Annotated in this window: 22 protein-coding genes; 12 read left to right on the top strand and 10 right to left on the bottom strand. The window is 65.2% G+C overall.

The genetic code is table 11. The annotated features are described in order from the left end of the window. Positions 1–17: 17 nt before the first annotated feature. Positions 18–1,850 (bottom strand): ATP-binding cassette domain-containing protein, encoded by a 1,833-nt coding sequence (locus tag J7359_RS09670; protein ID WP_209056428.1) that lies wholly within the window; start codon positions 1,848–1,850, stop codon positions 18–20. A gap of 130 nt (positions 1,851–1,980) precedes the next feature. On the opposite strand from J7359_RS09670, the gene J7359_RS09665 reads away from it, so the two are divergent. After that, positions 1,981–2,979, top strand: a complete 999-nt coding sequence (locus J7359_RS09665; RefSeq protein ID WP_209056427.1) for a Fe(3+) ABC transporter substrate-binding protein — start codon at positions 1,981–1,983, stop codon at positions 2,977–2,979. Between the two features lie 51 nt (positions 2,980–3,030). Here the strand turns inward: J7359_RS09665 and aroB are convergent, their stop codons facing one another. After that, entirely contained in the window at positions 3,031–4,137 is a 1,107-nt protein-coding gene (gene aroB / locus J7359_RS09660) for a 3-dehydroquinate synthase (RefSeq protein ID WP_209056426.1), read from the bottom strand. Next, positions 4,134–4,697, bottom strand: a complete 564-nt coding sequence (locus J7359_RS09655) for a shikimate kinase (protein WP_209056425.1) — start codon at positions 4,695–4,697, stop codon at positions 4,134–4,136. The genes aroB and J7359_RS09655 overlap by 4 nt, the downstream gene beginning before the upstream one ends. A 110-nt stretch (positions 4,698–4,807) precedes the next feature. Here J7359_RS09655 and J7359_RS09650 point away from each other — a divergent pair, with 110 nt between their 5' ends. From J7359_RS09650 to J7359_RS09615, 8 genes are all read left to right on the top strand, one after another. Next, positions 4,808–4,945 (top strand): hypothetical protein, encoded by a 138-nt coding sequence (locus J7359_RS09650; protein WP_209056424.1) that lies wholly within the window; start codon positions 4,808–4,810, stop codon positions 4,943–4,945. Between the two features lie 199 nt (positions 4,946–5,144). Further along, the gene (locus J7359_RS09645; protein ID WP_348524365.1) at positions 5,145–6,437 is read left to right on the top strand and encodes a hypothetical protein; all 1,293 of its coding nucleotides are present in this window, start codon (positions 5,145–5,147) and stop codon (positions 6,435–6,437) included. Further along, positions 6,434–7,393 (top strand): site-specific tyrosine recombinase XerD, encoded by a 960-nt coding sequence (locus J7359_RS09640; RefSeq protein ID WP_209056423.1) that lies wholly within the window; start codon positions 6,434–6,436, stop codon positions 7,391–7,393. The genes J7359_RS09645 and J7359_RS09640 overlap by 4 nt, the downstream gene beginning before the upstream one ends. Positions 7,394–7,414: 21 nt before the next feature. Then, positions 7,415–8,740: an HlyC/CorC family transporter gene (locus J7359_RS09635; protein WP_209056422.1), complete on the top strand. Its 1,326-nt coding sequence runs from the start codon at positions 7,415–7,417 to the stop codon at positions 8,738–8,740. A 248-nt stretch (positions 8,741–8,988) separates the two neighbouring features. Further along, positions 8,989–11,013, top strand: a complete 2,025-nt coding sequence (gene tkt / locus J7359_RS09630; RefSeq protein ID WP_209056421.1) for a transketolase — start codon at positions 8,989–8,991, stop codon at positions 11,011–11,013. Between the two features lie 49 nt (positions 11,014–11,062). Beyond that, a complete protein-coding gene (locus J7359_RS09625) occupies positions 11,063–12,025 on the top strand; it encodes a DMT family transporter (RefSeq protein ID WP_348524364.1) in 963 nt (320 codons plus the stop codon). Continuing rightward, positions 12,022–12,894: a lysophospholipid acyltransferase family protein gene (locus tag J7359_RS09620; protein WP_209056420.1), complete on the top strand. Its 873-nt coding sequence runs from the start codon at positions 12,022–12,024 to the stop codon at positions 12,892–12,894. Before J7359_RS09625 ends, J7359_RS09620 begins: the two co-directional genes overlap by 4 nt. A gap of 124 nt (positions 12,895–13,018) precedes the next feature. Further along, a complete protein-coding gene (locus tag J7359_RS09615) occupies positions 13,019–14,035 on the top strand; it encodes an LLM class flavin-dependent oxidoreductase (protein ID WP_209056419.1) in 1,017 nt (338 codons plus the stop codon). A gap of 103 nt (positions 14,036–14,138) precedes the next feature. Here J7359_RS09615 and J7359_RS09610 read toward each other — a convergent pair whose 3' ends face one another. Then, complete coding sequence (locus J7359_RS09610; protein WP_209056418.1) at positions 14,139–15,545, bottom strand: 3-deoxy-7-phosphoheptulonate synthase class II; 1,407 nt, start codon at positions 15,543–15,545, stop codon at positions 14,139–14,141. Positions 15,546–15,692: 147 nt separating this feature from the next. On the opposite strand from J7359_RS09610, the gene J7359_RS09605 reads away from it, so the two are divergent. The 3 genes from J7359_RS09605 to J7359_RS09595 all read left to right on the top strand — a co-directional run bounded on the left by J7359_RS09605 (position 15,693) and on the right by J7359_RS09595 (position 18,494). Then, positions 15,693–16,709 (top strand): GlxA family transcriptional regulator, encoded by a 1,017-nt coding sequence (locus tag J7359_RS09605; protein ID WP_209056417.1) that lies wholly within the window; start codon positions 15,693–15,695, stop codon positions 16,707–16,709. 163 nt (positions 16,710–16,872) lie between these two features. Next, positions 16,873–18,021, top strand: coding sequence for a Hint domain-containing protein (locus J7359_RS09600; protein ID WP_247740299.1), 1,149 nt, complete (start codon positions 16,873–16,875; stop codon positions 18,019–18,021). Positions 18,022–18,167: 146 nt separating this feature from the next. Continuing rightward, on the top strand, positions 18,168–18,494 hold the full coding sequence (locus J7359_RS09595; protein ID WP_209056416.1) for a DUF1330 domain-containing protein: 327 nt from the start codon (positions 18,168–18,170) through the stop codon (positions 18,492–18,494). A gap of 33 nt (positions 18,495–18,527) precedes the next feature. On the opposite strand, the gene J7359_RS09590 is transcribed toward J7359_RS09595, so the two are convergent. The 6 genes from J7359_RS09590 to J7359_RS09565 form a co-directional block, all read right to left on the bottom strand. Continuing rightward, entirely contained in the window at positions 18,528–19,868 is a 1,341-nt protein-coding gene (locus J7359_RS09590; RefSeq protein WP_209056415.1) for an oligosaccharide flippase family protein, read from the bottom strand. Continuing rightward, on the bottom strand, positions 19,865–21,076 hold the full coding sequence (locus tag J7359_RS09585; RefSeq protein ID WP_209056414.1) for a glycosyltransferase family 4 protein: 1,212 nt from the start codon (positions 21,074–21,076) through the stop codon (positions 19,865–19,867). Before J7359_RS09585 ends, J7359_RS09590 begins: the two co-directional genes overlap by 4 nt. 96 nt (positions 21,077–21,172) lie before the next feature. Beyond that, positions 21,173–22,018 carry a glycosyltransferase family A protein gene (locus tag J7359_RS09580; RefSeq protein ID WP_209056413.1) on the bottom strand — a complete coding sequence of 282 codons (846 nt, stop codon included), beginning with the start codon at positions 22,016–22,018 and terminating at the stop codon, positions 21,173–21,175. Further along, positions 22,015–24,540 (bottom strand): hypothetical protein, encoded by a 2,526-nt coding sequence (locus tag J7359_RS09575; RefSeq protein WP_209056412.1) that lies wholly within the window; start codon positions 24,538–24,540, stop codon positions 22,015–22,017. Before J7359_RS09575 ends, J7359_RS09580 begins: the two co-directional genes overlap by 4 nt. Beyond that, positions 24,537–25,511, bottom strand: coding sequence for a hypothetical protein (locus J7359_RS09570; RefSeq protein WP_247740297.1), 975 nt, complete (start codon positions 25,509–25,511; stop codon positions 24,537–24,539). The genes J7359_RS09575 and J7359_RS09570 overlap by 4 nt, the downstream gene beginning before the upstream one ends. Before the next feature lie 24 nt (positions 25,512–25,535). Further along, complete coding sequence (locus tag J7359_RS09565; protein WP_209056411.1) at positions 25,536–26,195, bottom strand: 4'-phosphopantetheinyl transferase superfamily protein; 660 nt, start codon at positions 26,193–26,195, stop codon at positions 25,536–25,538. Between the last annotated feature and the right edge of the window lie 3 nt (positions 26,196–26,198).

Genomic DNA, 26,198 nt, shown 5'->3' with positions numbered 1-26,198 from the left:
CCGCCCCGCCCAGAGGTTCAATCGGCCTTTTCTTCCAGCGTCAGCCATTCTTCTTCGGCAGCCTGCAGCGCGGCCTGTCGCTCGGCAATTGCCTCGGTCGCCTTCCTGAACCGGACCGGCGAGGTCTGATACAGATCTGGCTGCTCGGCCAGGAACCGGGACAGCTTTGCGATCTCGGCCTCTAGCCGTTCGATGATCGCCGGCAATTCCTCCAACCGGTGCCGTTCGGTGAAGCTGAGCGCGGGCTTGGCCGGTCGTGCGGGCTTGGCGACGGCAGGTGCGGACGGCGCGGCGGGACGGGCGCCGCCGGCGGGCGTTGGCACCGCGGTGTCAGGTGCATCGACACCGCGTTGGGCGCGATAGTCGCTCCACCCCCCGGCATAGACGACCGCGCGGCCATCGCCCTCCATGGCGATCGTGGTGTCGGCGACGCGGTCGATGAAATCACGATCATGGCTGACCAGCAGCACGGTCCCGTCGTAATCGCCAAGCAGATCCTGCAACAGATCCAGCGTCTCGACATCAAGATCGTTGGTCGGTTCGTCCAGCACCAGCAGGTTCGACGGACGGGCCATCAACCGGGCCAGCAACAGCCGGGCCTTTTCGCCCCCCGAAAGACTGCGAACGGGCGCCCGGGCCTGCGACTCGTCGAACAGGAAATCCTTCAGATACCCCACGACATGCTTCGGCTGGCCCCGGACCATGACCTGATCCGCGCGCCCCGAAACCCGCATGTCCGGATCGCCCGTCAGCGATTCCCACAGGGTCTGGTCGGGGTTCAGCGCGGCGCGCGCCTGATCGAACACCGCGACGTCCAGATTGGTGCCCAAAGTGACCGTTCCGTCATCGGGCGCGATCTCACCCGTCAGCATCTTGATCAGCGTCGTCTTGCCGGCGCCATTCGGGCCGACGAACGCGACCCGGTCACCGCGCTGCACACGCAGATCGAACGGCTTCAGAATCGTGCGATCGGCGAAGGTCTTTGTGATGCCTTTCGCCTCGATCACCCGCTTGCCCGATTGCGGCCCGGCCTCCAGCGCCATGGCGGCAGCGCCCTGACGGCGGATCTGGGCGCCACGCTCGGCGCGCAGCGCGGCCAGCGCGCGCACCCGGCCCTGATTGCGCTTGCGGCGCGCGCTGATGCCTTCGACCGCCCAACGCGCCTCTGCCTTGATCTTGCGGTCCAGCTTGTGCCGGGCGTCGTCTTCGGCCGACCACACCGCCTCGCGCCAATCCTCGAAATATTCGAAGCCGCGTTCCTGCCGGCGCATCTCGCCCCGGTCGATCCACAGCGTCGCGCGCGTCAATCGCCGCAGAAAGGCACGGTCGTGGCTGATGATGACATAGGCCGCGCGGGTCTGGTTCAACTGATCTTCCAGCCAGCCGATCGCCTCGATGTCCAGATGGTTGGTCGGCTCGTCCAGCAACATCAGTTCCGGTGCCTGGGCCAGCAGCCTGGCCAGCGCGGCGCGGCGCCGCTCACCGCCGGACGCGGTGACAACCGGGCGCGCGGCGTCGAACTTCAGCCCCTCGGCGGCCATCTCGACCCGGTAAGCCTCGGCCTCTTCAAGGCCGTCGCTGGCGAATTCGCCAAGCGTGGCAAAGCCGGACAGGTCGGGATCCTGTTCCATATACCCGGCCTTGGCCCCGCCATTCAGAACGACAGCGCCCCGGTCCGGTTCGACCAGCCCGGCCATGACCTTCATCAGCGTCGATTTTCCCGACCCGTTACGGCCGACCAGCGCGACCCGGTCGCCCTGCTGGACGGTCAGCGACAGCGTGTCGAAAACGGGATCGCCGCCGAAGGTCAGCGAGATATCGGTAAGTTGCAGAAGGGGTGCGCGTGCCATGCTGCGGCCCGTATCGCGACCGGCTGCCGCGGTCAATCGAGGCGATTGTCCGATTATTTTTGTTAACTATTGCGATCCGGTCGCCTAACAACGATAAATACCGGCATCCAATGTCCAGAAGGAGACGATGATGCGCTTGATGATGATGGCCTTGCTGACCGGCACCGCAGCCATGCCCGCGCTGGCCCAAGAGGTGAACATCTATTCACATCGCCAGCCTGAATTGCTGAAACCCTTGACCGACGCCTTTACCGAATCGACCGGGATCACCGTCAACACGGCATTCGTGGACAAGGGCATGGTCGAGCGTCTGCAGGCCGAAGGTGACCGCTCGCCCGCCGATCTGATCATGACCGTCGACGTCGCACGCCTGGGCGAGGTCAAGGATGCCGGCGTGACCCAGGCCGTCGAGGACGAGGCACTGGACGCGATTCCCGACACGCTGCACGACGCAGACAACCAGTGGTTCGGGCTGACGACGCGCGCGCGGATCGTCTATGCGCACAAGGATCGCGTCGCCGACGGCGAGGTGACCACCTACGAGGATCTGGCCGATCCCAAGTGGAAGGGCCGCATCTGCACCCGCCCGTTCACCAATGACTACAACGTCGCACTGACCGCCGCATTCCTGGCCCATCACGGCGCCGAGGAAACGAAAGCCTGGCTGGAAGGCGTCAAGGCCAACCTTGCCAAGCAGCCCGAAGGAAACGATCGCGGTCAGGTCAAGTCGATTTGGGCCGGCGAATGTGACATCAGCCTGGGCAACACCTACTACATGGGCCAGATGCTGGCCGATGAGGAACAGAAGGAATGGGCGGATGCCGTGCGCATCGTGTTCCCGACCTTCGAGGAAGGCGGCACGCATGTGAACGTCTCGGGTGTGGCGATGACGAAATCCGCGCCGAACAAGGAGGCCGCGATGCAGCTGATGGATTTCCTTGTCAGCGACGAGGCACAGCGCATCTATGCCGAGACGAATCACGAATTCCCGGTCGTCGAGGGCGTCGAGCGGTCCGAACTGGTGCAAAGCTGGGGCGAATTCACCCCGGACGACCTGCCCCTGACCGAAGTCTCGAAGCTGCGTCCCGAGGCCCTGACGCTGATCGAGGAAGTCAATTTCGACGGCTGATGGCCGCAAATCATGCGACACGCCGCCATGTGCGGCGTGTCTGACCCATGACTAGCGTGCGTCGCGCAGGACCGAGGAAAGCTGTTCGGCCTGCACATCGTCGCTGACGAAGGCCTCGCCGATCCCGCGCGCCAGAACAAAGCGCAGGCGTCCATCCACGACCTTCTTGTCCTGTGCCATCAGATCTATCAGCGCGGCGTCATCTGGCAGGTCGCCGGAAATGTCGGACAGACGCGCAGGCATCCCCATCGTTGCCAGATGGGCCAGAACACGGCTTGGCGCCTCCTGGCTGCACAACCCCATCCGGGCGGACAGATCGAACGCCAGCGCACAGCCGATGGCCACGCCCTCGCCATGCAGCAACCGGTCGGAATATCCCGTTGCAGCCTCCAGCGCATGGCCGAAGGTATGGCCCAGATTCAGCAGCGCGCGTTCGCCCTGCTCGGTCTCGTCGCGGGTCACGATCCCCGCCTTCATCGCGACCGAATGCGCCACCGCGCGCTGGCGCAGCGCCCTATCCTGCTGCAGCCGCGGACCATTTTCTTCCAGCCAGGCAAAGAAATCCATGTCCCCCAGCAGGCCGTATTTCACCACCTCGCCATAACCCGCCAGAAAATCGCGCCTCGGCAGCGTATCCAGAATGGCGATGTCGGCCAGCACAAGGGTCGGCTGGTGGAAGGCGCCGATCAGGTTCTTGCCATGCGGGCTGTTGATGCCTGTCTTGCCGCCCACGCTGCTGTCCACCTGTGCCAGCAGCGTCGTCGGGATCTGAACAAAGCGCACGCCGCGCCGCAGGATCGCGGCGGCGAAGCCGACCAGATCGCCGATCACGCCGCCGCCGAAGGCAATCACGACATCGCGCCGCTCGATCTTCCGCTCCAGCAGCCATTCGACCGTGCGGCTCAGGAAAGTCCAGCTTTTCGTGGCCTCGCCGGACGGCAGGCGCAGCACGTCCGAGGCTATGCCCTGGGCGTTCAGCGCGGATTGCAGCCGGTCCAGATGCAGCGCCGCCACGGATTCGTCGGTCACGATCGCCACGCGCGGACGATGCAGGAAAGGCGCGATCTCGGCACCGGTCCTGTCGACCAGCCCGGCGCCGATACGAACATCGTAGGCGCGCGCGCCCAGCGGCACATGGACGGTAACGGTTTCGGTCATTTCGTCTCCAGCAATTCGGGATGGGCGGTGCCGATCTGGTCAAGCAGCCGCAGGGCGGCCGCCTCGACCGTGTCGCCCGGACGGGCGTCGAATGTCAGGTCCGCGCTTGCATAGACCGGGTAACGTTCGGCGATCAGCGCGGCAAGCGTCCCCTTGGGGTCGGCGGTTTTCAGCAGCGGGCGCGTGCTGCGCTGACGGACCCTGTGCCACAGCGTTTCCAGATCGCAGTTCAGCCAGATCGACAATCCGCGCGCGGCAATCAGATCGCGATTCCTTTCCCGCATCCAGGCGCCGCCGCCGGTCGAGACGATTCCGGGCGTGCCATCCAGGATGCGGGCCAGAACCTGCGTCTCGCGATCACGAAAGAACGTCTCGCCGTCGCGGGCGAAGATTTCGCTGATCGACATGGCGGCGGCGGCCTCGATCTCGGTGTCGGAATCGGTGAAGGGCACCTGCAGACGTCGGGCAAGTTCGCTGCCGATGGCGGTCTTGCCTGCCCCCATCATGCCGATCAACACGATATGCCGCCCGAGAACCTGTCTCATACCTGCCCTTTCCATCGCGTGACTGAATGGCGTGATCTTTCCGGAATTGCCATATATATTCGGGCCTAACCGGCGCACAAAGCGTCGGAAAGCCATGAAATGCAGGGCGAGCGAGGCGAAATTCGATGCGGTTGCTGAAACTTCTGGTGGTGCTGATTCTGGCGGCGATGGTCGGCTTGGTCGGTTATGCCTATCTGGGTGACATGGATCCGGTGCGGCAAGAGATGCGGACGCCGGTGACGGCCGGGGGCGCGGGTGAGTGACACAACCCACCGCATATGCCGCGCCGTCGCGATCTCGGCGCTGATCGGGATCTGCGCCACCGGTCCGATCTTCGCGCAACAGGGAAGGCCTTTATCGGCAAGTGATTGGTTGTCAGGAAGTGTCCGCGGCCCGGCGCGGGAAAGTTCCGCCTGGCGGCCCGGCCAGCGACCGCCGCCCGCACGCGACAGGTCGCGCCCGGTGGCCGAAACCGGCGCGGTCGGTGCGGTTCAGGTTACCCGGCTGGATGGCGGCAACCCCGATTCCGCAGGAACCATCACCGCACGCAAGGCAGGGCTGCCCAACGATCTCTGGCGCGGCAGCGCGGCTGCCACCCTGGCGCCCCTGATCCAGCAGACCCCCGCCAGACTGCCCGCGATGAACGCGTTGCTGCGGCGGGTGCTGCTGACCCAACTGACCCCGCCCGAGGCCGCCCCGGACCAGCCGCTTCAATCAGGGCAATTGTTCCTGGCACGCGCAGACCGGCTTCTGGACATGGGCGCGCTGGATCAGGCCCAGGCGCTGCTGATGACCGCGGGCCCCGGAGATGCACAGGTGTTTCGCCGCCTGTTCGATATTGCATTGCTGCAGGGCGACGAGGCGCGCGCCTGCCGGATCATGAATACCACGCCCGGCGTCGCGCCCAGCTTTTCGGCGCGCATCTTCTGCCTTGCCCACACCGGCGACTGGGCGGCGGCGGCGATCAGCCTGCGCGGCGCCGAGGCACTTGACCTGATCCAACCGCAGCAGGCGCTGTTGCTGACACATTTCCTTGATGATGGCTTCGTCGACGCAGCCGAGACGGTGCCTCCCTCTGACCGGCTGACACCACTGGAGTTCCGTATCCACGAAGCCATCGGTCAGCCCCTGCCAACAGTCCCCCTACCCCTTGCCTTCGCGCAATCGGACCTGCGCCTGAACAACGGCTGGAAGGCCCGGCTGGAGGCGGCAGAACGTCTTGCACGGGCCGGCGCGATCTCTTCTCAGCGGCTGCGCGACATCTATGCCGAACAGAAACCGGCAGCGTCGGGCGGCGTCTGGGAACGCGCAGGCGCGATGCGCACGATGGAGGCGGCGATCGCTGCAGGTGATCCGCTGACCGCACTGCCGCGCGCCTTCGATCAGTTCCGTGCCGCGGACATGGCCGATGTGCTGGCAGGCATGATCGCCGAGGATTTGCCGCAAACCCCTGCCCCGCACGCCAACGAGGACGCCGCGCAAATTTCCGGCTGGTTGCGTCAGTGGCAGGGCCTGCCGGTTGACCAGCCCGAAGAGATTCCGCAAGAACTGCAGGCACCGAAGTCGCAGCCAACACCCGGGCGCAAGGGCGAGGCGCTGCTGTCTGCGATGGCCGATATCGATGCCGGCATCGACGGCGATCTGCCGCGCGCGGCGCGCGGTCTGGCGACGCTGCGCGCATTGGGCCTGACCGAGGATGCCGGGCTGGCAGCCAGCCAGCTTGCCCTGCGCCCGAACATGGCAGCGACCCAATGACCCTGACCCCCGGCGATCATCGCGCGATTTCCGCCTTTCTCGACGCCCAGGCGGCCGAGGCGGGCGCTGCGCAGAACACACTGCTGGCTTACGGACGTGACCTGCGCGATGTGTCGGACTGGCTGGATGGTCGCGGCCTGTCGCTGGCGGAACTGTCACGCGAAATGGTCGAGGATTACCTGACCCATTGCGACGCCCAAGGCCTGTCACGCGCGACCCGCGCAAGGCGGTTGTCATCGATCCGCCAGTTCACCCGCTTCGCGCTTGAGGAAGGCTGGCGAGAGGATGACCCTGCCATCCGCATCGCCGGGCCGGGTCGTGCCAAGCGCCTGCCAAAGACGCTTGATCGCGCCGAGGTGGACGCGCTGCTGGCAGCCGCGCCGCAGACCGGTCGCGGCCCGGCCGAACGCGCCCGCAACCTGTGCCTGATCGAGATGCTTTATGCCACCGGGATGCGCGTCAGCGAATTGGTCACGCTGCCGGTCGCCGCCTGTCGTGGCGATCCCGAACTGCTGCTGATCCGGGGAAAGGGCGGGAAGGACAGGATGGTGCCGCTGACATCGCCCGCGCGCATGGCGATGGCCGGGTGGCTTGATTTGCGCGACAACGCGCGCCCTGACAGTGCGTTGGGCCGTCTTGTCGCGGGCAAGGCCGGGCGGTGGTTGTTTCCCGCCCCCGGCGCGGCCGGACACATGCCGCGTCAAAGTTTTGGCCGGCTTCTGAACGACATCGCGGTGCGTGCGGGGGTTGATCCGGCGCGCGTCACCCCGCATGTCATCCGGCATGCCTTCGCCACGCATCTTCTGGAAGGCGGCGCGGATCTGCGCAGTATCCAGACGCTTCTGGGGCACGCCGATCTTGGCACCACCGAGATCTACACCCATGTTCTGGACGCGCGGATGCGCGATCTGGTCCTGAACCATCATCCTCTGGCCGGCGTTACCGGGCAGACCTAACTCTGGAACCGATAAGGGCACATGGACGACGCATCCAGCATCCTCGACGCAGCCTTCTGGCTGACCGGCTTTTCCATCATGATCCTGCTGATGCTGTCGGGCTTCTTTTCAGGCTCGGAAACGGCACTGACGGCGGCCAGCCGCGCGAAATTGCATTCGCGCGCGGACCGTGGCGATGAGGGCGCGCGCGCCGCGCTGGACGTGACCGAGGACAGCGAACGCCTGATCGGCGCCATCCTTCTGGGCAACAACGTCGTCAACATCCTGTCCGCAAGCCTTGCCACGGCGCTGTTCACGCGGCTTCTGGGATCAAGCGGCGTTGCGATGGCCACGCTGGTGATGACGGTCCTGGTGCTGATCTTTTCCGAGGTGATGCCAAAGACCTATGCCATCTCGGCACCTGAAACCGTCGCCAGCCGTGTCGCCCGACCGATCCGCTGGGTGACGCTGATCCTGTCGCCGGTCGTGATGGTCGTCCGGCTGATCGTGCGCGGCATTCTGAGCCTGTTCGGGCTGAAGACCGATCCCGGCTCTCACATGTTCTCTCTGCAAGAGGAAATCGAGGGCGCGCTGTCGATCGGCCATGCTGCGGGGGCTGTCCAGAAAGAGGATCGCGACAGACTTCTGGGGGCTCTGGATCTGGGCAACCGCACCGTAGATGAGATCATGCGCCACCGCTCGGGCATCCAGATGATCGATGCCGCCCGCCCGCCGGCCGAGATCCTCGACGCGGTGCTGGCCAGCCCGCATACCAGACTGCCCGTCTATCGCGACGAACGCGAGAACGTCGTCGGGGTGATCCATGCCAAGGATCTGCTGCGCGCCGTCAACAAGGCCATCCGCGACAGTGGTGATCCCACCGCGTTGTCGCGTTTCGACGTGATGGCGGTCGCGATGAAGCCCTATTTCGTGCCGGAAACCACCGCGCTGGACGAACAGATGCGCGAGTTCCTGAAACGGCGCACGCATTTTGCGCTGGTCGTCGACGAATACGGCACGCTGCGCGGGCTGATCACGCTGGAGGACATCATCGAAGAGATCGTCGGCGAGATCGCGGACGAACACGACACCGAGGCCGACCCGACGCTGACCCCCAACGCGAAGGACGACTATACCGTGGATGGCGGCATGACGATCCGCGACCTGAACCGGCAACTGGACTGGAACCTGCCGGATGACGAGGCGAATACCGTCGCGGGCCTGGTGATTCACATGGCCCAGTCGATCCCGGAACAGGGTCAGGTCTTTTCGTTCCACGGCTATCGCTTCGAGGTGGCGGCGCGGCGTGAGAACCGCATCACTCGGCTCAGGATCAGATCCCTGGCCCCTGTGGCGGACGACAGCTAGGCGTCGAACGTTTCCCGAAGCCCTTCGGCCAAGGCCTGCCTTCGTATCGCACGGCGAACACGACCGCGCACGATCCGGTGGTCGGGAAAAGCCGTCCGCGACGCTTTCGGCAACCGCAAAGGTCCGTTTAGCAGTTGCTTCGCCTCGGACGGCCTTGCGGGGCGGTACAGCGGGTCAACGGCTTGCAACCGGCCCCCATCGCCCCTAACAAAAACCGCAACGTATCTCAGCCCGAAGAAGGGACCGCAATGGACATCGCCGCCCGCCGCAAAGCCGACCCCGAGCACTGGAAACTGGCCAGCGCCATCCGCGTCCTGGCGATGGACGCCGTCGAAACCGCCAATTCCGGCCATCCGGGCATGCCGATGGGTATGGCCGACGTCGCCACGGTGCTGTTCCGCAATCATCTCAAATTCGACGCCAGCGCGCCGCATTGGTTCGATCGTGACCGGTTCGTGCTGTCCGCAGGCCATGGCTCGATGCTGCTCTACGCGCTGCTGCATCTGACTGGCTATGCCGACATGACGATGGATCAGATCCGCAACTTCCGTCAGCTTGGCTCGATCACCGCGGGTCACCCGGAATACGGCCACGCCACCGGCATCGAGACGACGACCGGGCCGCTGGGTCAGGGCCTGTCGACCGCTGTCGGCATGGCGATGGCCGAAGAGGCGATGCGGGCAGAGTTCGGGTCCGAGTTGTGCGATCACCGCACCTGGGTCATCGCCGGCGATGGCTGCCTGATGGAGGGTATCAGCCACGAGGCGATCGCACTTGCCGGCGCGCAGAAGCTGGGCCGTCTGGTCGTGCTGTGGGACAACAACGACATCACCATAGACGGCCGGGTCAGCCTGTCGGACAAGACCGATCAGCGCGCCCGGTTCGAGGCATCCGGCTGGCGGGTCCTGTCCTGCGACGGGCATGACGCGGCCGACATCGCACGCGCGCTGAAAGAGGCCGCACAGGATGACGGCCGTCCGGTGCTGGTCGATTGCAAGACGATCATCGGCTTCGGTGCGCCGACCAAGTCCGACAGCGCCAAGGCGCATGGCTCGCCCCTGGGCGCCGAAGAAATCGACGCGGTGCGCAGCGCCTTCGGCTGGGACGCCCCTGCCTTCGAGATCCCCGAACAGATCCTGTCCGACTGGCGCAAGATCGGCGCCCGCGGCAGCGATGACCGCAGCGCGTGGGAGGCCCGCGTCGAGGCGCTAAGCACCGACAGCCGCGAGGAATTCAGGCGCCGCATCGACAATGGCGCAAGCCCGGCGCTGGCCAGCACGGTCCGTGCCCTGAAGACCCAGACCTCGGAAGGCAAGCCGAAGGTCGCGACCCGCAAGGCAAGCGAGAACGTGCTTGAGGTTCTGAACCCGCACATGCCCGAAAACCTGGGCGGCTCGGCCGACCTGACCGGATCGAACAACACCCGGACCGCCGACATGAAGGTCTTCTCGGCCGAGAACCGGCTGGGGCGCTATGTCCATTACGGCATCCGGGAACACGGCATGTCGGCCGCGATGAACGGCATCTGGCTGCATGGCGGGTTCCGGCCCTATGGCGGGACGTTCCTGACCTTCACCGACTATGCACGCGGTGCGATCCGCCTGTCGGCGTTGATGGGACTGCCGGTGATCTATGTCATGACCCATGACAGCATCGGGCTGGGCGAGGATGGCCCGACCCACCAGCCGGTCGAACATCTGGCGATTGCGCGCGCGACGCCGAATATCCTGACCCTGCGCCCCTGCGACCAGGTCGAGACCGCCGAAGCGTGGGAACTGGCCCTGTCGCAAAGCGACCGCCCGACCATCATGGCGCTGTCGCGGCAGGGACTGCCGACGCTGCGCACCACGCACAAGGACGACAACCTGTCCGCCAAGGGCGCCTATGTGCTGCGCGAGGCGACCGGTGGCAAGCCCGAGGTCGTGTTGATGGCCACAGGCTCCGAAGTCGAGATCGCCGTTGCGGCGCGCGAGACGCTGGAGGCCGATGGCACGCCCACGCGCGTCGTGTCCGTTCCGTCGATGGAGCTGTTCCGCGACCAGCCATCGACCTACCGCGAAGAGATCCTTCCTGCCGGAACCGTCCGGATCGCCATCGAGGCTGCGGTGCGGCAACCCTGGGACTGGCTGCTTCTGGGTGAGCGCGGCCGCGAGGAAAAATCGGATTTCATCGGCATGACCGGGTTCGGCGCCTCTGCCCCGGCCCCGGCGCTGTATCAGGAATTCGGGATCACCGCCGAGGTTGTCGTCACGCGCGCCAAGGCATTGCTGTGACGAACATCTCCGCCATCGGCGGAGCTGATCGCACCTTGAACCAACGGTCGTGCATCTGTCCGGCCTGTGCCACCGCGACTGGCTGATGCGGGTTCTGTCACGGGGCTTCGCGCTGATGGGACTGGAACGGGCGGGGCTGCGTCACCCGTCCGGCGACCAGCAGGGTCTTGGCATCCTGCTGATCTGTGGCGCGGTCCTGTGCTTCACCATGATGGATGCGACCGCGAAACACCTGACGCAAAGCTATCACCCCGGGCAGGTGGTCTGGGCGCGGTTCATCGTGAATGTCGCGATCCTCGTCTTGCTGTTCCGTTCCCGAATCCCCGCATTGTTGCGAACCCGCCATCCGGGCCTGCAATTCGGTCGGGCGCTGACGCAGCTTGCATCAGTCGGACTGTTCTTCACCTCGCTGCAATTCATCGGACTGGCCGAGGCGACCGCGATCATGGACACCAACCCGGTGCTGATCACACTCGGCGCGGCATTGTTTCTGGGCGAGCGCATCGGGCTTCGCCGCGTGATGGGCATTGCCGCCGCGCTGGTCGGGGCGATGATCATCATCCGACCGGGAATGGGGGTCTTCCAATCCGCCGCGCTGCTGCCGTTGATCGGTGCCTTCACCTACGCCGCAGGGGCGTTGCTGACACGCGTCGTGCGCGGCGATTCGACCGCGACTTCGGTCCTGTGGTCGGCGTTGGTCGGGGCGACGCTGACTTCGGTCGCGGTGCCGTTCTTCTGGCAACCCGTCGCGGCAGCGGACCTTTGGGCCTTCGCCGCCCTGGGCCTGTTCGGCACGATCAGCCAGACCTTGCTGATCCGGGCATTCGCGATCGCCGAGGCCGGCGTTCTGGCGCCATTCGGCTATACCGGACTGGTCTGGGCCGGTCTGTGGGGGTGGCTGTTCTTCGGCCAGCTGCCCGATCGCTGGACCATTGTCGGCGCGGTGATTATCGTCGGCGCGGGGCTTTACGTTTGGTCGCGCGAGGCGCGGATAGCGCGGAAGGACCGATGAGCGACGAGGACCGGACATCGCCAACCGACCGGCTGGCCAGCGGCGCGTTCCTGGCGGTGATGACGCTGGCTCGGCTGCTGCCCTATGAACGTCGCATCCCGGCGGTCGGCTGGATCTTCGCCCATCTGCTGGCCCCCGTGGCGGGCTGGCGTCGGCGGATCCGCGAAAACCTGACACTGGCGCGGCCTGACATGTCCGCACAGGACGTGCGGCGGCTGACCCGCGCCGTTCCGGCCAATGCGGGCCGTTCGGTCGCCGAAATCTATTCGGGCGATGAATTCACCGCCCGGATCCGCGCCGCCGATCCGCTGGAGGGGCCGGGCCTGCCCGCCCTCGAACAGGCGTTCGACGCGCATCGCCCGGTCATCATCGCCTGCGCGCATTTCGGCAATTATGACGCGATGCGGGCGGCGCTTTCGGCCCGGGGCTGGCCGGTCGGCGCGCTGTATCGGCCGATGAACAACGAGGCGTTCAACCGCCACTACATCCCGGCAATCACCGCCATCGCCGAGCCGTTGTTCCCGCGCGGGCGCGCCGGACTTGCCTCGATGCTGCGCTTTCTGAAGGGCGGCGGCTGGCTGGCCCTGGGATTCGATCAGCACGACCGCCATGCGCCTGAACTGCGGTTCTTCGACCTTCCGGCCAGAACAGTCCTGACCCCGGCCGAGCTGGCGATCAGATACGACGCGCTGATCCTGCCGATCCACGCGATCCGCCAGCCCGACGGCGTAAGCTTCCGTGTTCATGTCGGAAACCCGCTGGCTCATGGCGATCCGCAACAGATGATGCAGGACCTGAACGACGATCTCGAAAAGCTGGTCAGACAGCACATGGACCAGTGGTTCTGGGTGCATCGCCGCTGGAAATAGACAGCCGCGGCGCGCGCTGCCGCACAGCCCGTGTGCGTTGCCTGTCATTGTCATGCCGCCACCTGTGACCCTACATCCCGCCCAAGGGCGTTTCTGCCCATGACGTGACGAAATGGGATATCCCATGAAGAAGATCGGTTTCCTGTCATTCGGCCACTGGTCGCCTGACCGCGGATCGCAGGTCCGCTCGGCCAGCGATGTCCTGCTGCAATCCATCGACCTCGCGGTCGGGGCCGAAGACCTGGGCCTGGATGGCGCCTATTTCCGCGTCCATCACTTCGCCCGGCAACTGGCCTCGCCCTTTCCGCTGCTTGCCGCCGTCGGTGCGCGCACCGACCGGATCGAGATCGGGACCGGCGTGATCGACATGCGGTATGAAAATCCTCTCTACATGATCGAGGATGCGGGTTCGGCGGATCTGATCTCGGGCGGACGGCTGCAGCTTGGCATCAGCCGTGGCAGCCCCGAACAGGTGATCGAGGGCTGGCGTCATTTCGGCCATGAGCCTGCCGAGGGGGAAACCGATCAGGACATGGCACGGCGCCACACCGAATTGTTCCTGGAACGGCTGGAAGGAAAGGGCTTCGCCCGGCCCAACCCGCGGCCCATGTTTCCCAATCCGCCGGGGCTTCTGCGCCTGGAGCCGCATTCCGAGGGGCTGCGCGAGCGAATCTGGTGGGGCTCTGCCTCGAACGAGACTGCGATCTGGGCGGCACGGATGGGGATGAACCTGCAAAGCTCGACCCTCAAGGTTGATGAGACCGGCGAGGCTTTCCATCTACAGCAGGCCCGCCAGATCCGCGCCTATCGCGCGGCCTGGGCCGAGGCGGGGCATGACCGCACGCCGCGCGTTTCGGTCAGCCGGTCGATCTTTCCGCTGATGAACGACACCGACCGGATGTATTTCGGACGCGGCAAGGACAGCGACCAGATCGGCCAGATCGACAATTTCCGGGCCGTCTTCGGACGCGGCTATGCGGACGAGCCAGACCGGCTGATCGAAGACCTGCGCGAGGACGAGGCGATCGCCGAGGCGGATACGCTGTTGCTGACGGTCCCGAACATGCTGGGCGTCGATTACAACCTGCATGTCATCGACAGCATTCTGAGACATGTCGCCCCTGCCCTGGGCTGGCGCTGACACGCGCCCGGCACGCCGCATCGACGCGCATCGTGCAGGTCCAAACAAAAAAACGGCCGCCAGTGCTTTGGCGGCCGTTCTCATCTTGCAGCTTGCCTTCAGGTCAGCCGACCTTCGCACCGCGCAGCGGCGCCGAGGCTTCGCGGCGGGCGCGCAGTTCTTCGGCCACAAGGAACGCCAGTTCCAGCGACTGGCTGGCGTTCAGGCGCGGATCGCAGGCGGTGTGATAGCGGTCTGACAGATCCTCGTCGGTCACGGCGCGGACACCGCCGGTGCATTCGGTCACATCCTTGCCGGTCATCTCGAAATGCACACCACCGGGGATGGTGCCTTCGGCGTTGTGGATCGCGAAGAACTCGCGCACCTCGCGCAGGATCGAATCGAAGGCCCGTGTCTTGTAGCCGGTCGAGGACTTGATGACGTTGCCGTGCATCGGGTCGCAGGACCAGACGACATTCGCACCCTCTTCCTGAACCGCCTTGATCAGCCGGGGCAGATGGTCGCCCACCTTGCCCGCACCGAACCGCGCGATCAGCGTCAGCCGTCCGGCCTCGTTCGCCGGGTTCAGCTTTGCCATCAGAACCTTCAGATCCTCGGCGGTCGTGGTCGGGCCGCATTTCAGCCCGATCGGGTTCTGCACGCCGCGGCAGAACTCGACATGCGCGCCGTCCGGCTGGCGTGTCCGGTCACCGATCCAGATCATGTGGCCGGACCCTGCCACCGGCAGGCCGGTCGTGGTGTCGATCCGGGCCAGCGCCTCTTCGTATTCCAGCAGCAGCGCCTCGTGACTGGTATAGAAATCGACCTTGCCCAACTGATGCGCCGTCTCGGAGTTCACACCGGCTGCCTGCATGAAGGCCATCGCATCGCGGATACGGTCGGCGATGTCGCGATACTTCGCCGCCTCGGGGCCGCCCACGAAATCGGCGATCCAGCTTTGAACGCGGTGCATGTCCGCGAAACCGCCGGTCGAGAACGCGCGAAGAAGGTTCAGCGACGCCGCTGCTTGCGTATAGGCCGCCAGCATGCGGGTCGGATCGGGAATGCGCGCTTCCGGGGTGAAGTCGAAGCCGTTGATGATGTCACCGCGATAGCTGGGCAGTTCCACGCCATCGATGGATTCGGTCGGCGCACTGCGCGGCTTGGCGAATTGTCCCGCCATCCGGCCGACCTTGACCACCGGCAATTGCGCCCCCCAGGTCAGAACGACCGCCATCTGCAGCAGCACCTTGAACGTATCGCGGATATTGTCGGCGCTGAATTCACCAAAGCTTTCGGCGCAATCACCGCCCTGCAGCAGAAAGCTGCGACCGGCCGCAACATCGGCCAACTGTTCGCGGAGGCGCCGCGCCTCGCCTGCGAAAACCAGCGGCGGATATCGGCGAAGCTGCGCCTCGACCGCGTTCAGCGCGTCGGGATCGGTATAGTCCGGCATCTGAACGCGCGGACGGGCACGCCAGCCGGCCTTGTCCCAGTTTTGGGTGGCGGTCTTGCGGGTCTCCTGCGTCATGGCACGCACTCCTTGGGGAATTCATTCGGGTTGATATAATCGGTCAGCGCCGCAGGGGAAAGGGCAGACGGCTCGCGAAACCGTCATGCGACTTCGGGTGCAGGCCACGTTTCCCCCCTTGCAGCGTTTCCCATTCCCTGATGAGAGATGGGAATCCAATCGCGCCGAGACAGCACCATGCCATCCGAGACACCGCGCCGCTTTACCTTCCTGCTGCTCAACCGCTTCACGCTGATGCCGTTTGCCGCGGCGATCGAGCCGCTGCGGCTTGCGAATCGAGCCTCGGGGGTGGCGCATTTCTCGTGGCGGCTGGTGGGGCCAGCCGGCGATGTGGCGACCTGTTCCAACGGGACAAGCGTAAGACTGGATGCGGGGCTGGACAGCGAAGCCCCGGTCGGGCGCGGCGATGTGGTGATCGTCTGCGGCGGCACCGAAATAGCCCGGGAGGCCACCAAGCCGGTGCTGAACTGGCTGCGCCGGCAGGCGCGGGGTGGCGCCGCGATGGGCGCGGTCTGCACGGGCGCGTGGATTCTGGCCGAAGCGGGTCTTCTGGACGGGCGCAAGGCCACGATCCACTGGGAAAACCATGACGGCTTCGCCGAAGCATTTCCCGAGGTCGATCTGTTTCGTTCGGTCTTCGTCCATGACGGCAATCGGATGACGGCGGCGGGTGGAACCGCGTCGGTGGATCTGATGCTGCACCTGATCTCGGAAACGCTGGGTGACGCCTTGACGGCAGAAGTGGCCGATCAGTTGCTGCATACCACGATCCGCAGCGACCAGGACCGTCAGCGCCTGTCGATCCCGACCCGCATCGGCGTGCGCCACCCGCGCCTTTCCACCGTCATCGCCCGGATGGAAGCCAATCTGGAAGAGCCGATCAGCCCCGCGCAGCTTGCATCTGACGCGGGGATGTCGGCACGTCAGCTGGAACGCCTGTTCCGCCGATATCTGAACCGCAGCCCCAAGCGGTACTACATGGAAACCAGGCTTGCCCGCGCCCGCAACCTGCTGATGCAGACCGAGATGTCGATCATCGAGGTCGCGCTGGCCTCGGGGTTCTCAAGTCCTTCGCATTTCTCGAAATGCTATCGTGCGCTTTACGGCAGCACGCCCTATCGCGAACGCGGCACCGGTTCGGCGTCGAAAGCCGGACAAAGCTGATTGCGAACCGCTGAAACGGGCCACATTCCCTTCCCCGTTAACGCATCGTTAACCTTCTGTTGATACTCCGCTTTTCGCGGGCCGCGAAACATGTCCGCGACACGAGATTTCCGGCCGAACCGGAAACTTTGGGGCATGGATCAGCACAAGGCGACAGGCAAAGATGGACTATCAGGTCACGATGCTGACGGTCAGTCAGGTCATCCCGTCCGGAAGCTCTGGAAACGCCCGCTACGCGCCCTGGTACAATCAGTATTCCTCGATCAGTCTTTCCAACCCGACGCTTAGCACCATCACGATCACCGATGACGACCCGGTGCTGAACTCGCGCTACTATTCCCCAGGCGAAACCCAGCAATTCCTGGCCGAGGACACGACCTTCGGCTACGGCGCCGGGGCGCAAACCGTCGTGGCAGGCACAAAGATCAGCAACTTCACCGCATCGCTGATCCGCGATCAGGACGGGAACGAATTCCACGCCCTGTTTCCGCGCGACTTCAACGGCTCGATCGGGACAGAACTTGGCGGCAGATATTCGGTGCTGATCATGCCGGTGGAACGGATCGATCCGGTGACCGGAGAAAGCAGCTATCCCAGCTTCGATCCGAATGCGAATTTCGGCTATGTCCGCACCGTGCCATTGCAATCCGGTGACGCGGGGGCGCCCAGCTATGCGCCTTCTGCTGCGGTGCCCTGCTTCGCCTCGGGCACGATGATCGACACGATGTTCGGGCCGCGCGCCATCGACAGCCTTTCCGTGGGTGACATGATCCGCACCCGCGACAACGGCATGCGGTGGTTGTCCTGGATCGGGTCCACCTATCTCGACGCTGGGACGCTTGACCAGCAGCCCAATCTGCGTCCGATCCGGATCAGGGCGGGCGCTTTGGCGCAAGGGGTTCCGGCGCGAAACCTGATCGTGTCTCCGCAGCATCGGATCCTGGTACGCTCGTCCATCGCGCGGCGTTTGTTCGGCGAGGAAGAAATCCTTGTCGCTGCCAAGCATCTTGTCGGCCTGCCCGGCATCGAGGTCATGCGACCCGATCATGGTGTGACCTATTGGCACATGCTGTTCGACGGCCACGAAGTGGTGTCATCCGATGGCGCCTGGAGCGAAAGCCTGTTCATCGGCCCGCAAGCGATGGAAGCCGTAGGGCCCGACGCGCGAAACGAGATTTTCGCGCTGTTTCCGCAAATGTCACAGCCGGGGTTCCAGGCCATCGGCGCGCGGCGCCTGCTAAGCGGTCGCGAAGGGCGCGACCTTGCGCAGCGGCATGCCCGGCACGCTCGTCACCTGGTCGAGGCGATCTAGCACCGGGCAGATCCCCAAGGGGCATTCTGACCGGCGCCGGAGTCTGTTCGACCTCGCGTCACACCAGACGAATGACCGGGTTTGCCGGATACCGCCGACGGGCTACTGTGTCGGCAGGATCGTTTCAGCACGAGGGAGGATGCACGATGCCTGTCTATCTGATTGCAGAGGTTACGGTGACCGACGACGCGTGGGTGCCCGACTATGCCGCCCGGGTTCATGATATTGCGGCCAAGCATGGCGGCCGCTATCTGTCGCGCAGTGGCAATATCGAAACCATCGAAGGCACGCCCCTGAACAGTACCCTGATCGCGCTGATCGAGTTCCCCTCGCGCGAGGCGGTGTCGGCGTTCGCCAACGATCCCGAATACGCTCCCTTCGCCGAGGGGCGTCAGAAGGGCAGCGTCAGCAATTTCCATGTCATCGACGACACCGACCTGGCAGGCGGAATTCCCTACCTGCCGAAGGGCTGACCCGCCGCGATTGATGCGGCGGGCGGTTCCGGTTCAGCCCGTCATCAGCATGTGGGACATGCCCACGAAGGTGATCAGCGCCCCGAAGATCGCGAAGATGACATCGTGCAGCGGATCCCAGACCCGATGCTTGATGGCGATCCGGATGATGAACAGGTGCAGAACCCAACCGGCGATCATCTGCCCGATGATCGCGCCGGTCAGCCCGCCCAGTTCGGCGCCGATCAGGAAGGCGCCGATCTGGACCCCGGCCCGCAGCATCTGCAACAGCGACGGGCTGCGGGAATCCCCGGCCGCCAGCGCCGCCTGAGGATAGGTCATGCCCAGCACAACCGGCACCTGCGCGCTGGCGATCAGCGACACGATCGGCCCCGCGCCCTGATAGCGGATGTCGTAGAGCAGTTCGATGATCCACGGCCCGCCGACCGCCATGACCGCGATCATCGACAGGACGATGGCGGACAGCCCCATGCGCATCCGGCGGACGGTTGCAAAGTTTTGCGGCGATTCATGCGGCGGACTGTCGCGATAGACCGGAATGATCGTGCGGCCGGTGATGTTCTCGGCCAGCGCCATCGGAAAGGACGCCAGGAAAAAGCCGATGTTGTAGACGCCAAGCTGCTCAAGGCTCAGATACTTGCCCAGAACCGCCTTGTCGCCCTGCGACAGCACGAACCCGCCTGCCGAACTGAGGGTGATCCATTTGCCGAAATGGATCAGCTCGTGCACGGCCTCCTTGTCCCAGCCGAAACCGGTGGTCGGCCCCTTCAGGTAATAGCGGGTCAGCACCGCCTTGACGCCAGCCGCCACGAACTGCCCGAAAACCAGCGCCCAGATCGACCGGGTCAGCAGCGCGAAGATCACCATCGAGCCGACCGACGCTGCCTGACTGGCAAGGTCGATCAACGTGACCGTGCCCAATTTGATATGGCGCTGTGCGTGTTCGATATTTGGCGATACCAGCCCGCCGATCAGAAGGCTGGCACCGACCGCTGGCATCAGCTGCACCAATTGCGGCGCGTCATAGAACTGCGCAGCGGGCCATGCAAGCGCGCAGATGACCACGAAATAGAAGCTGTGCAGCAGCATCTTGACCGACCAGGCGGTGTTCAGGAATTTCGGATCGTCGCCACGCTTGCTTTGCATGATCGAGGGCGTCAGTCCGACATCGGTCATCATCACGACGCCCAGGACGAACATCGTGACCAGCGCCATCAGGCCGAATGCATCCGGGAACAACAGACGTGTCAGGATCAGGTTGCTGGCCAGCCGGATACCCTGGCTGAAGAAATAGCCCATTCCCGAAATCGCCGATCCGCGCAGCACCCGCTGGGTGATGCTGGTGCCGGACATAAAGCTGAAAACGCGTTTCATCGGCGGGTCGCTTCCTCGATCAGGCGAGCCAGCTTTTCGGCCTCGCGGTCAATGTCATGGCGTTGCAGGACACGGGCGCGCCCCGCCTGCCCCATCCGATGCAGATGTTCGCCCGACGTCCCGGCCGCGTCGATGATGCCCTTCGCCAACGCCTCGGCGTCACCTGCAGCAACCAGCCATCCGGTTTCACCCGGTACGACAAGTTCGGGGTTCCCGGCGATATAGGTGGCGATCACGGGACGACCGGCGGCCATCGCCTCCATCACCACCATTGGCAGGCCCTCGGCGAAGCTGGGCAGGATCAGCGCGTGGCTTTCTGCCAGAACGCGGCGCACCCCCGCCTCGTCAAGCCAGCCGGTCAGCGTGACCGCATCGCCAACCCCGTGCGCCGCGATCGCGGCTTCGATCTGCGGTCGCATCGGACCGTCGCCGACCAGTGTCAGGTGAACATCCACGCCGCGCGCGCGCGCCATCGCCAACGCCTCGGGCAGCAGCAACTGGCCCTTCTGTTCGGCGAACCGTCCGATATTGACCAGCCGCAGCGTGCCCCCGCCCGGCATCTCGGCCGGCTGGGGAAATCGCGCAGGCTCGATCCCGCAATGCACCACCCGGATCCGGGGCCAGTCGGCATAGTCTGCCCAGCGGCAAAGCTGGCTGCGCCCATGCGCCGAAATCGCGACCGCGAATTCAGACCCGGCCACCTTGCGGCCAAGGCTCAGCGCCAGCGGACTGTCGAATTCCTCGGGGCCGTGAACGGTGAAGCTGTAGCCCGGTCCACCCAGATCGCGCACCAGCGCCGCAACTGCCGCCGAGTTGGTACCGAAATGCGCGTGCAGATGGTCCAGCCCCAGTGCCGTGGCCCGACGGGCGACATGCGCCGCTTCAGCAAGGTAGATCAGGTGGCGCAACCTGCCCTGTGCCGAACGCCCGCCCATCCGCCACGCCGATGCCAGCGCGCGACCAAATCCGGTGGGGCGGGCGACCATCATGCCCAGCAGATCCCGCAGCAGCCGCCCCGCACCAGCCTGCAACACCAGTTCTGTGCGGTCGTATTCCTGAAGATCGGCGGGATCGACCAGCGCATCGCGGTCGCTTCGCATGGCGAAACGGTGCACCGAAATGCCGCGCCGTTCCAACGCGTGAATCTCGCGCCGGACAAAGGTAACACTGGGCTGGGGATAGGTATTCAACAAGTAACCGATACGCACGACGATCCTAACCTCATGCCGCAACAGGCGGCGGTTTCGGCCTAGCTGATTTCGCCTGCCCGCGAAAGCGCCACCTGCCTGCACTTCGGGACAATCTCATCGTCCCCGCGTCCACCCGGCTGCCGGTCCGCGTTCCATCCGGACCGCTACCGAAACCGCTGCATAGACAGCGAATCCGACCGGATCACGCAGGGCCAGCCGCGCGGCTCTTCCGGCACCCAGTGCCGCCTTGCCTTCGTTGCGCAAAAGATCCGGCCAGCGGGCGGCGATTTCCCTGACACCCGCGTCCTGCCGACGGCGCACGCGCACCAGACGCGACCACCCCTCGACCATTGGCCAGCTGTAGGTCGCAGGAAGCCCGATCCGTTCGTCGGGCGCGAATTGCAGACGCACGAAGGTGTCGTCCGAAATGATCCGCGGAAACGCGCCCCAGCGCGCCCGTCCGGCCCGGTTCACCGCGAACAGGCCATATCCCGGCGCCTCGCTGCGAGCAAAGGGCAGCCGCTGCCAAAGCCGGGCATAGGCGCGGGTGACCGGGCTGGCGGCACGCGGAATGATTGCCGTTCCGCTGGCGTAGGCCGCCCCCGATGCCGCGGAAAGCGCCCGCGCAAGGTCGCCCATCAAGGACGGGCTGACGATCACATCGGCATCCAGATAGGCGCGCAGCTCCGCCTGCGCGGCCTGATCACCCGCGTTCAGCGCGCCGATCTTGTCGCCCTTCTCAAGTTCGATCACAAGCAGGGTCCAGCCTGACGCGCGGGCTGTCTCGGCAAAGCCGCGGGCGATATCCGCAGTCTTGTCGCGACAGCCATTGGCGACCACGATCACCTCGGCACCACCGTGGACCGGATCGCTTTTCAGCAGAGCCGTCAGGCAGGACGACAGATACGCCTCTTCGTTGCTGGCCGGCAGAATAACGCTGAGCGCGGGCCGATGGGTCATGGGTCAGACTCCGAAACAGCGTCCCAGCGCGGGTTTTCGTCGTCAAGATGACGCAAAACGCCCCAGCTGCCATATTGGCTGGGGCCGCCGATCGCGGTGTAGAAATTGAATGGCTGGTCGCTGTAGCGTTGCCAGCCTTCGATCAGGTCAAGATAAAGATCGCCCATGCCGGGTGAATAGTTCAGCGCGATCAGGAACTCGGTCAGTTCCTCGTCGTCAGCGGCCGGTCCCGTGGCCACGACATGGCTGCCGCCTTCATACATGACAAGGTCCAGGCCGTGTCTTGCGGCGGCGCGCCTGTGATGGCGGAACAGGTTGTCGATGACCCACCTGACCGAGCCTTCCGGATCTCCGCTGATCGCGCCGTCGCGCAATTCCGCGATCATGCGGTCGATCGCAAGATCGAAGCGGTGCGCACGGATGAACGCCTCGCGTTCTGCCCCCTGAAAGCCCTGCAGCCCGGCGCGGCGGACGGCATCGTTCTGGCTGACCTCCAGCAACGATCGTAGCATTTCCATCCTCTCGGGGTTCTCCAGATTGGCATGGAAATAACCAGTGATCGCGTAGGCATCGAAATGTTCGGACAGCGTTTCCCAGCCGTCCGGGTCGGCCGCCTTCCAGGCCGGCGCGTTCAGCATGTCGTCTTCGGTGCCGGTCCAGCCGGTGAATGTGCCCACGACACGAACCAGACGGGCGCTGGCCGAAGGGGCGAATTCCTCGGTCCAGATATCGACAACCTGTGCCGCCCGGAACGCACCATATTGCATGCCCGCGTCTTCGACACCCCAAAGCTCGGCAGCCTTGTGGTCCGCCCAGGCCCGCTGATCGAACGACCAGTTCCAGATCTCGTTCGAGAATTCGACCCACGCCCGGCGGCCGGGGGCCAGATTGTCCCGAACCCGTCGCGCATATTGCCGCACCAGATCATCGCTGGCCAGGTGCGGGATCGTGAACCACGGGTCGGACTCCAGTTCGTTGGCCAGCGCAACCATGACCTCGGGCGGGACGCCGCGGTCGGTGCTCCAGATATAATCGTCACGCGCGGGGATCTGGTCGGGGCTGGTCATCGTGGAATTGTTCGTCCGCATCCAGTCCATGAACCGCAGCAACTCAGCCCCGCGCAATCGCGCCAGAAAGTCGGGATTGAAGATCTGGCCTGCGTCGGCAAGGGCAAGGCGGTCCTGACGCACCACGCTGATATCGCGGATCGGATCTTCGGGATCGGTACTGCGCAGATGGATATGCACCGATCCGCGCCCCGGCAGATAGTCAAAGGCGATGCGCCCTTCCTCGTAGCTGATATTCCGCGCCAACCTGCCTTCCAACTCGATCCGTCCCATGCCGCGATAGCGCAGGACATATCGCCCGGCGGCCGAGATCATCCCGCTGTCCAGATCGCTGAGGATCAGGGTGGTCAGATGCGTGACCTCGTCCGGCATCCGCTTGGGCCAGCCATGTTCGTCAAGATAGCCGGCCTCGCGCAATTTCGGCGCGTCGAATCCGCCCCACTGTCCGGGCAGATGCCCGATCCATGGACGAGCGTTCTTGAAGACATCCAGAAACGGCAAATTCGCCGACCAGTCCGATATGCCTGTCAGGTTGAAGGCGATGCCGTCGCGCTCGACCCCGGACAGATACGAGTCGGTGGGGCCCTGCCACGACACGAATCCGCGGTCATCCGAGATCGTGCTGTCGACCAGCGCCTTTGCCTGACGCCACATCGCACGATCGACGGACCCGACAGCGATCCTGTCCTGCACGACCCGCAGGGCAATGCGCTGCATGGCGCCCGCCATCGGCTCGGTGACGGCATCTTCCAGGGTTGCCGGACGGTTCCGCCCCAGCCAGACCGGCAGACCCTGTGGGTCTTCGCCGCTGAGGGCTGCGTGAAACAGCATCGCTGCGAAATAGCTGCCGCGCCCGTTCAGCCGCCGTCCATCCTCGGCGAAGATCTGGGTGATGCTGGAAAGCCCCGGCACCTGACCAGCAGCGATGGCACCGTCCAGCGCCAGCAAACCCCGCGCCAGTGGGATCAGCCTCGCGGGCGGGTGATCCTTGTCGGCAAGGCCCTGATCGTTCAACGCTTGCACAATCGCCTGCCACAGCGGCGCCGCAGCGGCCACCTCTTCGCGCCAGCCCTTAGGGTCTCGACCATCCAGGGGCGGCCAGCTTTCATACAGCAAGCATTCAGCCTGCGGGTTTCCGCGAACCGCCAGATCGCAGAAATCGGTCGCATACTCGATGCTGTCATGCCGGACGAGGCTTTCCGTCAGGGGCAACGCCTCGGTCATGACCAACTGATCTACGCCGCCTGCAGACAGCACGGCCCGGGGATCGACACCCGGTCCGGCTGCAGCGTTGACCCAGTGATACGCAAGCGGCGCTTCGGGCGCCTGGCGCGCTTCCACCGTCGTTTCACCGCCGTTCATGCGCCCCGCCGAGGCGATCATCTGTGGCATGTCTGCCCCGAACAATCCCATTCCGATGAACAGGATGTCCGTCAGAATGGCGCAACCGATCACGACGCGATCCCGGTCAGCGGATCGGACGCCACGACCTGCCAGACAATCCGTTGAACCCGTGCCGCATTCTCCGCATCGAATGCCTGCGCCGCGCTGCCATCGGCGCGACCAAGCTGCGCAGGCAGTCCCTCTGGGCTGCGTTGATACAGGACGGCATAGTGGGTCAGGGCGATCACGTAGTTTCCAAGATCGCCCAGATGGATCTGATCGACAGAGCCATCGGGCGTCCGCGCGAACAGCGCCTCGCGACCGTCCACGCCCGGCAGTTCGCCCGCCTCGGCAGCGCGCACGACGGCCGCCAGCGCCGGACCGCCGGGCAGCCGATAGATCGGGCCTACACCTTCTGCCCCCATCGCGCGCCGCATCAGTTCATCCTGCCACAGCGGGCCGGCATCGCCCGCGATGCGGTCCAGCCAGCCTTCCTTGTCGTCCAGCCGGTGCCATGTCTCGTAAAGATAGACCCGCGCATCGGGCCGTGCCTGCCGCGCGAAACGCGCCCATTCGGCAAGATAATTGCCGCTGCCATGCCACTTGATCGCATCGCGCAGTTCGACCATCTCGGTCAGGATGACCGCATCATAGTCACCGCCTTGGATTGCCTCGCGAGCCGGGCGATGTGCGGGATGGGCGTTCTCTTCGGCGAATCCGGGCACTTCGTCAGGCCCCAGCCAATGAGATCGCAAAGTGGCCCCCCAACCCAGTTGCGAGGCGTAGGCATGTCCCGCAGGCGCCAACTGCGCCAGCATGGCCGGCATGTCGCGACCGACCAGACTGTGACCCAGATGAAAGACGCGCAGCGATCCCTGGGGCGGGGTCAAGGGCGCATGTGCATCGGCGAATGCATCTGCCGGCATCTGGGGCAGCGGCTGTGGAACGCCTGTGTTGCGGCGTCGAATGAACAGCCCGGCAGCACCCAGCCCGGCAAGGCCAAGCGCCGCAAGTCCACCGATCAACCCCACTCTGCGATTCATGTCTTCCCCGATTACAGATATATCCTAGTCATGCTGCCGGACGAAGCCAGCGACGACCAGACCAGCCGACCGGGCGAAGCGTCCATGCAACACCTCGGCTTCGGAAAACGGCGGGATGGCCCGCCGAAATGCCGCCGTCAGCGCGCCGCGTTCCACATCGATCCCGATCCGCATCCCGTCGAAGCCGAAGATCGTCTTGCTGGCGGGATACTGGCACTTGAACGCCGCTTCTTTCGCGACGAAGATCAGCCTCGCCCAGCGCAACGGCTGCGCCTGACCGGCAATCCAGGCGCATTCCTCGCCGTCGCAGATCTCCGACAGGACGTCGTCGGGCAGAGGCGCATCCGGTTCCGCATCAAGGCCCAGGCCCGCGACCACATCCAGTGACGCCACAGCAGCCAGCGCGACGTCTTCGGCATGGGTGATGCTGCCGACCATGCCGGACGGCCAGATAGGCGCGCGATCATCATCCATAGGGATCGCCGCCTCGGCAAGCCCTGCGGCGCGCATCGCCGCGCGGGCCGCGGCCCGGCCCGCCGCAAACTCGAGCCTGCGATGCGGCACGGCGTTCTCGACAGCGCGCAGTTCGTCCCGCAAAGGCTGCGGCGCGGCACCGATGGTCACGGCCGCCGACCCGACGCCGTGGGGGAAAAGCCCCGCGATGACGCGCGCCAGCCCTGTCATGGC

It is taken from the genome of Paracoccus sp. R12_2 (assembly GCF_017744015.1).
Taxonomy (GTDB): domain Bacteria; phylum Pseudomonadota; class Alphaproteobacteria; order Rhodobacterales; family Rhodobacteraceae; genus Paracoccus.
This window is presented reverse-complemented; position numbering and strand designations above follow the sequence as displayed.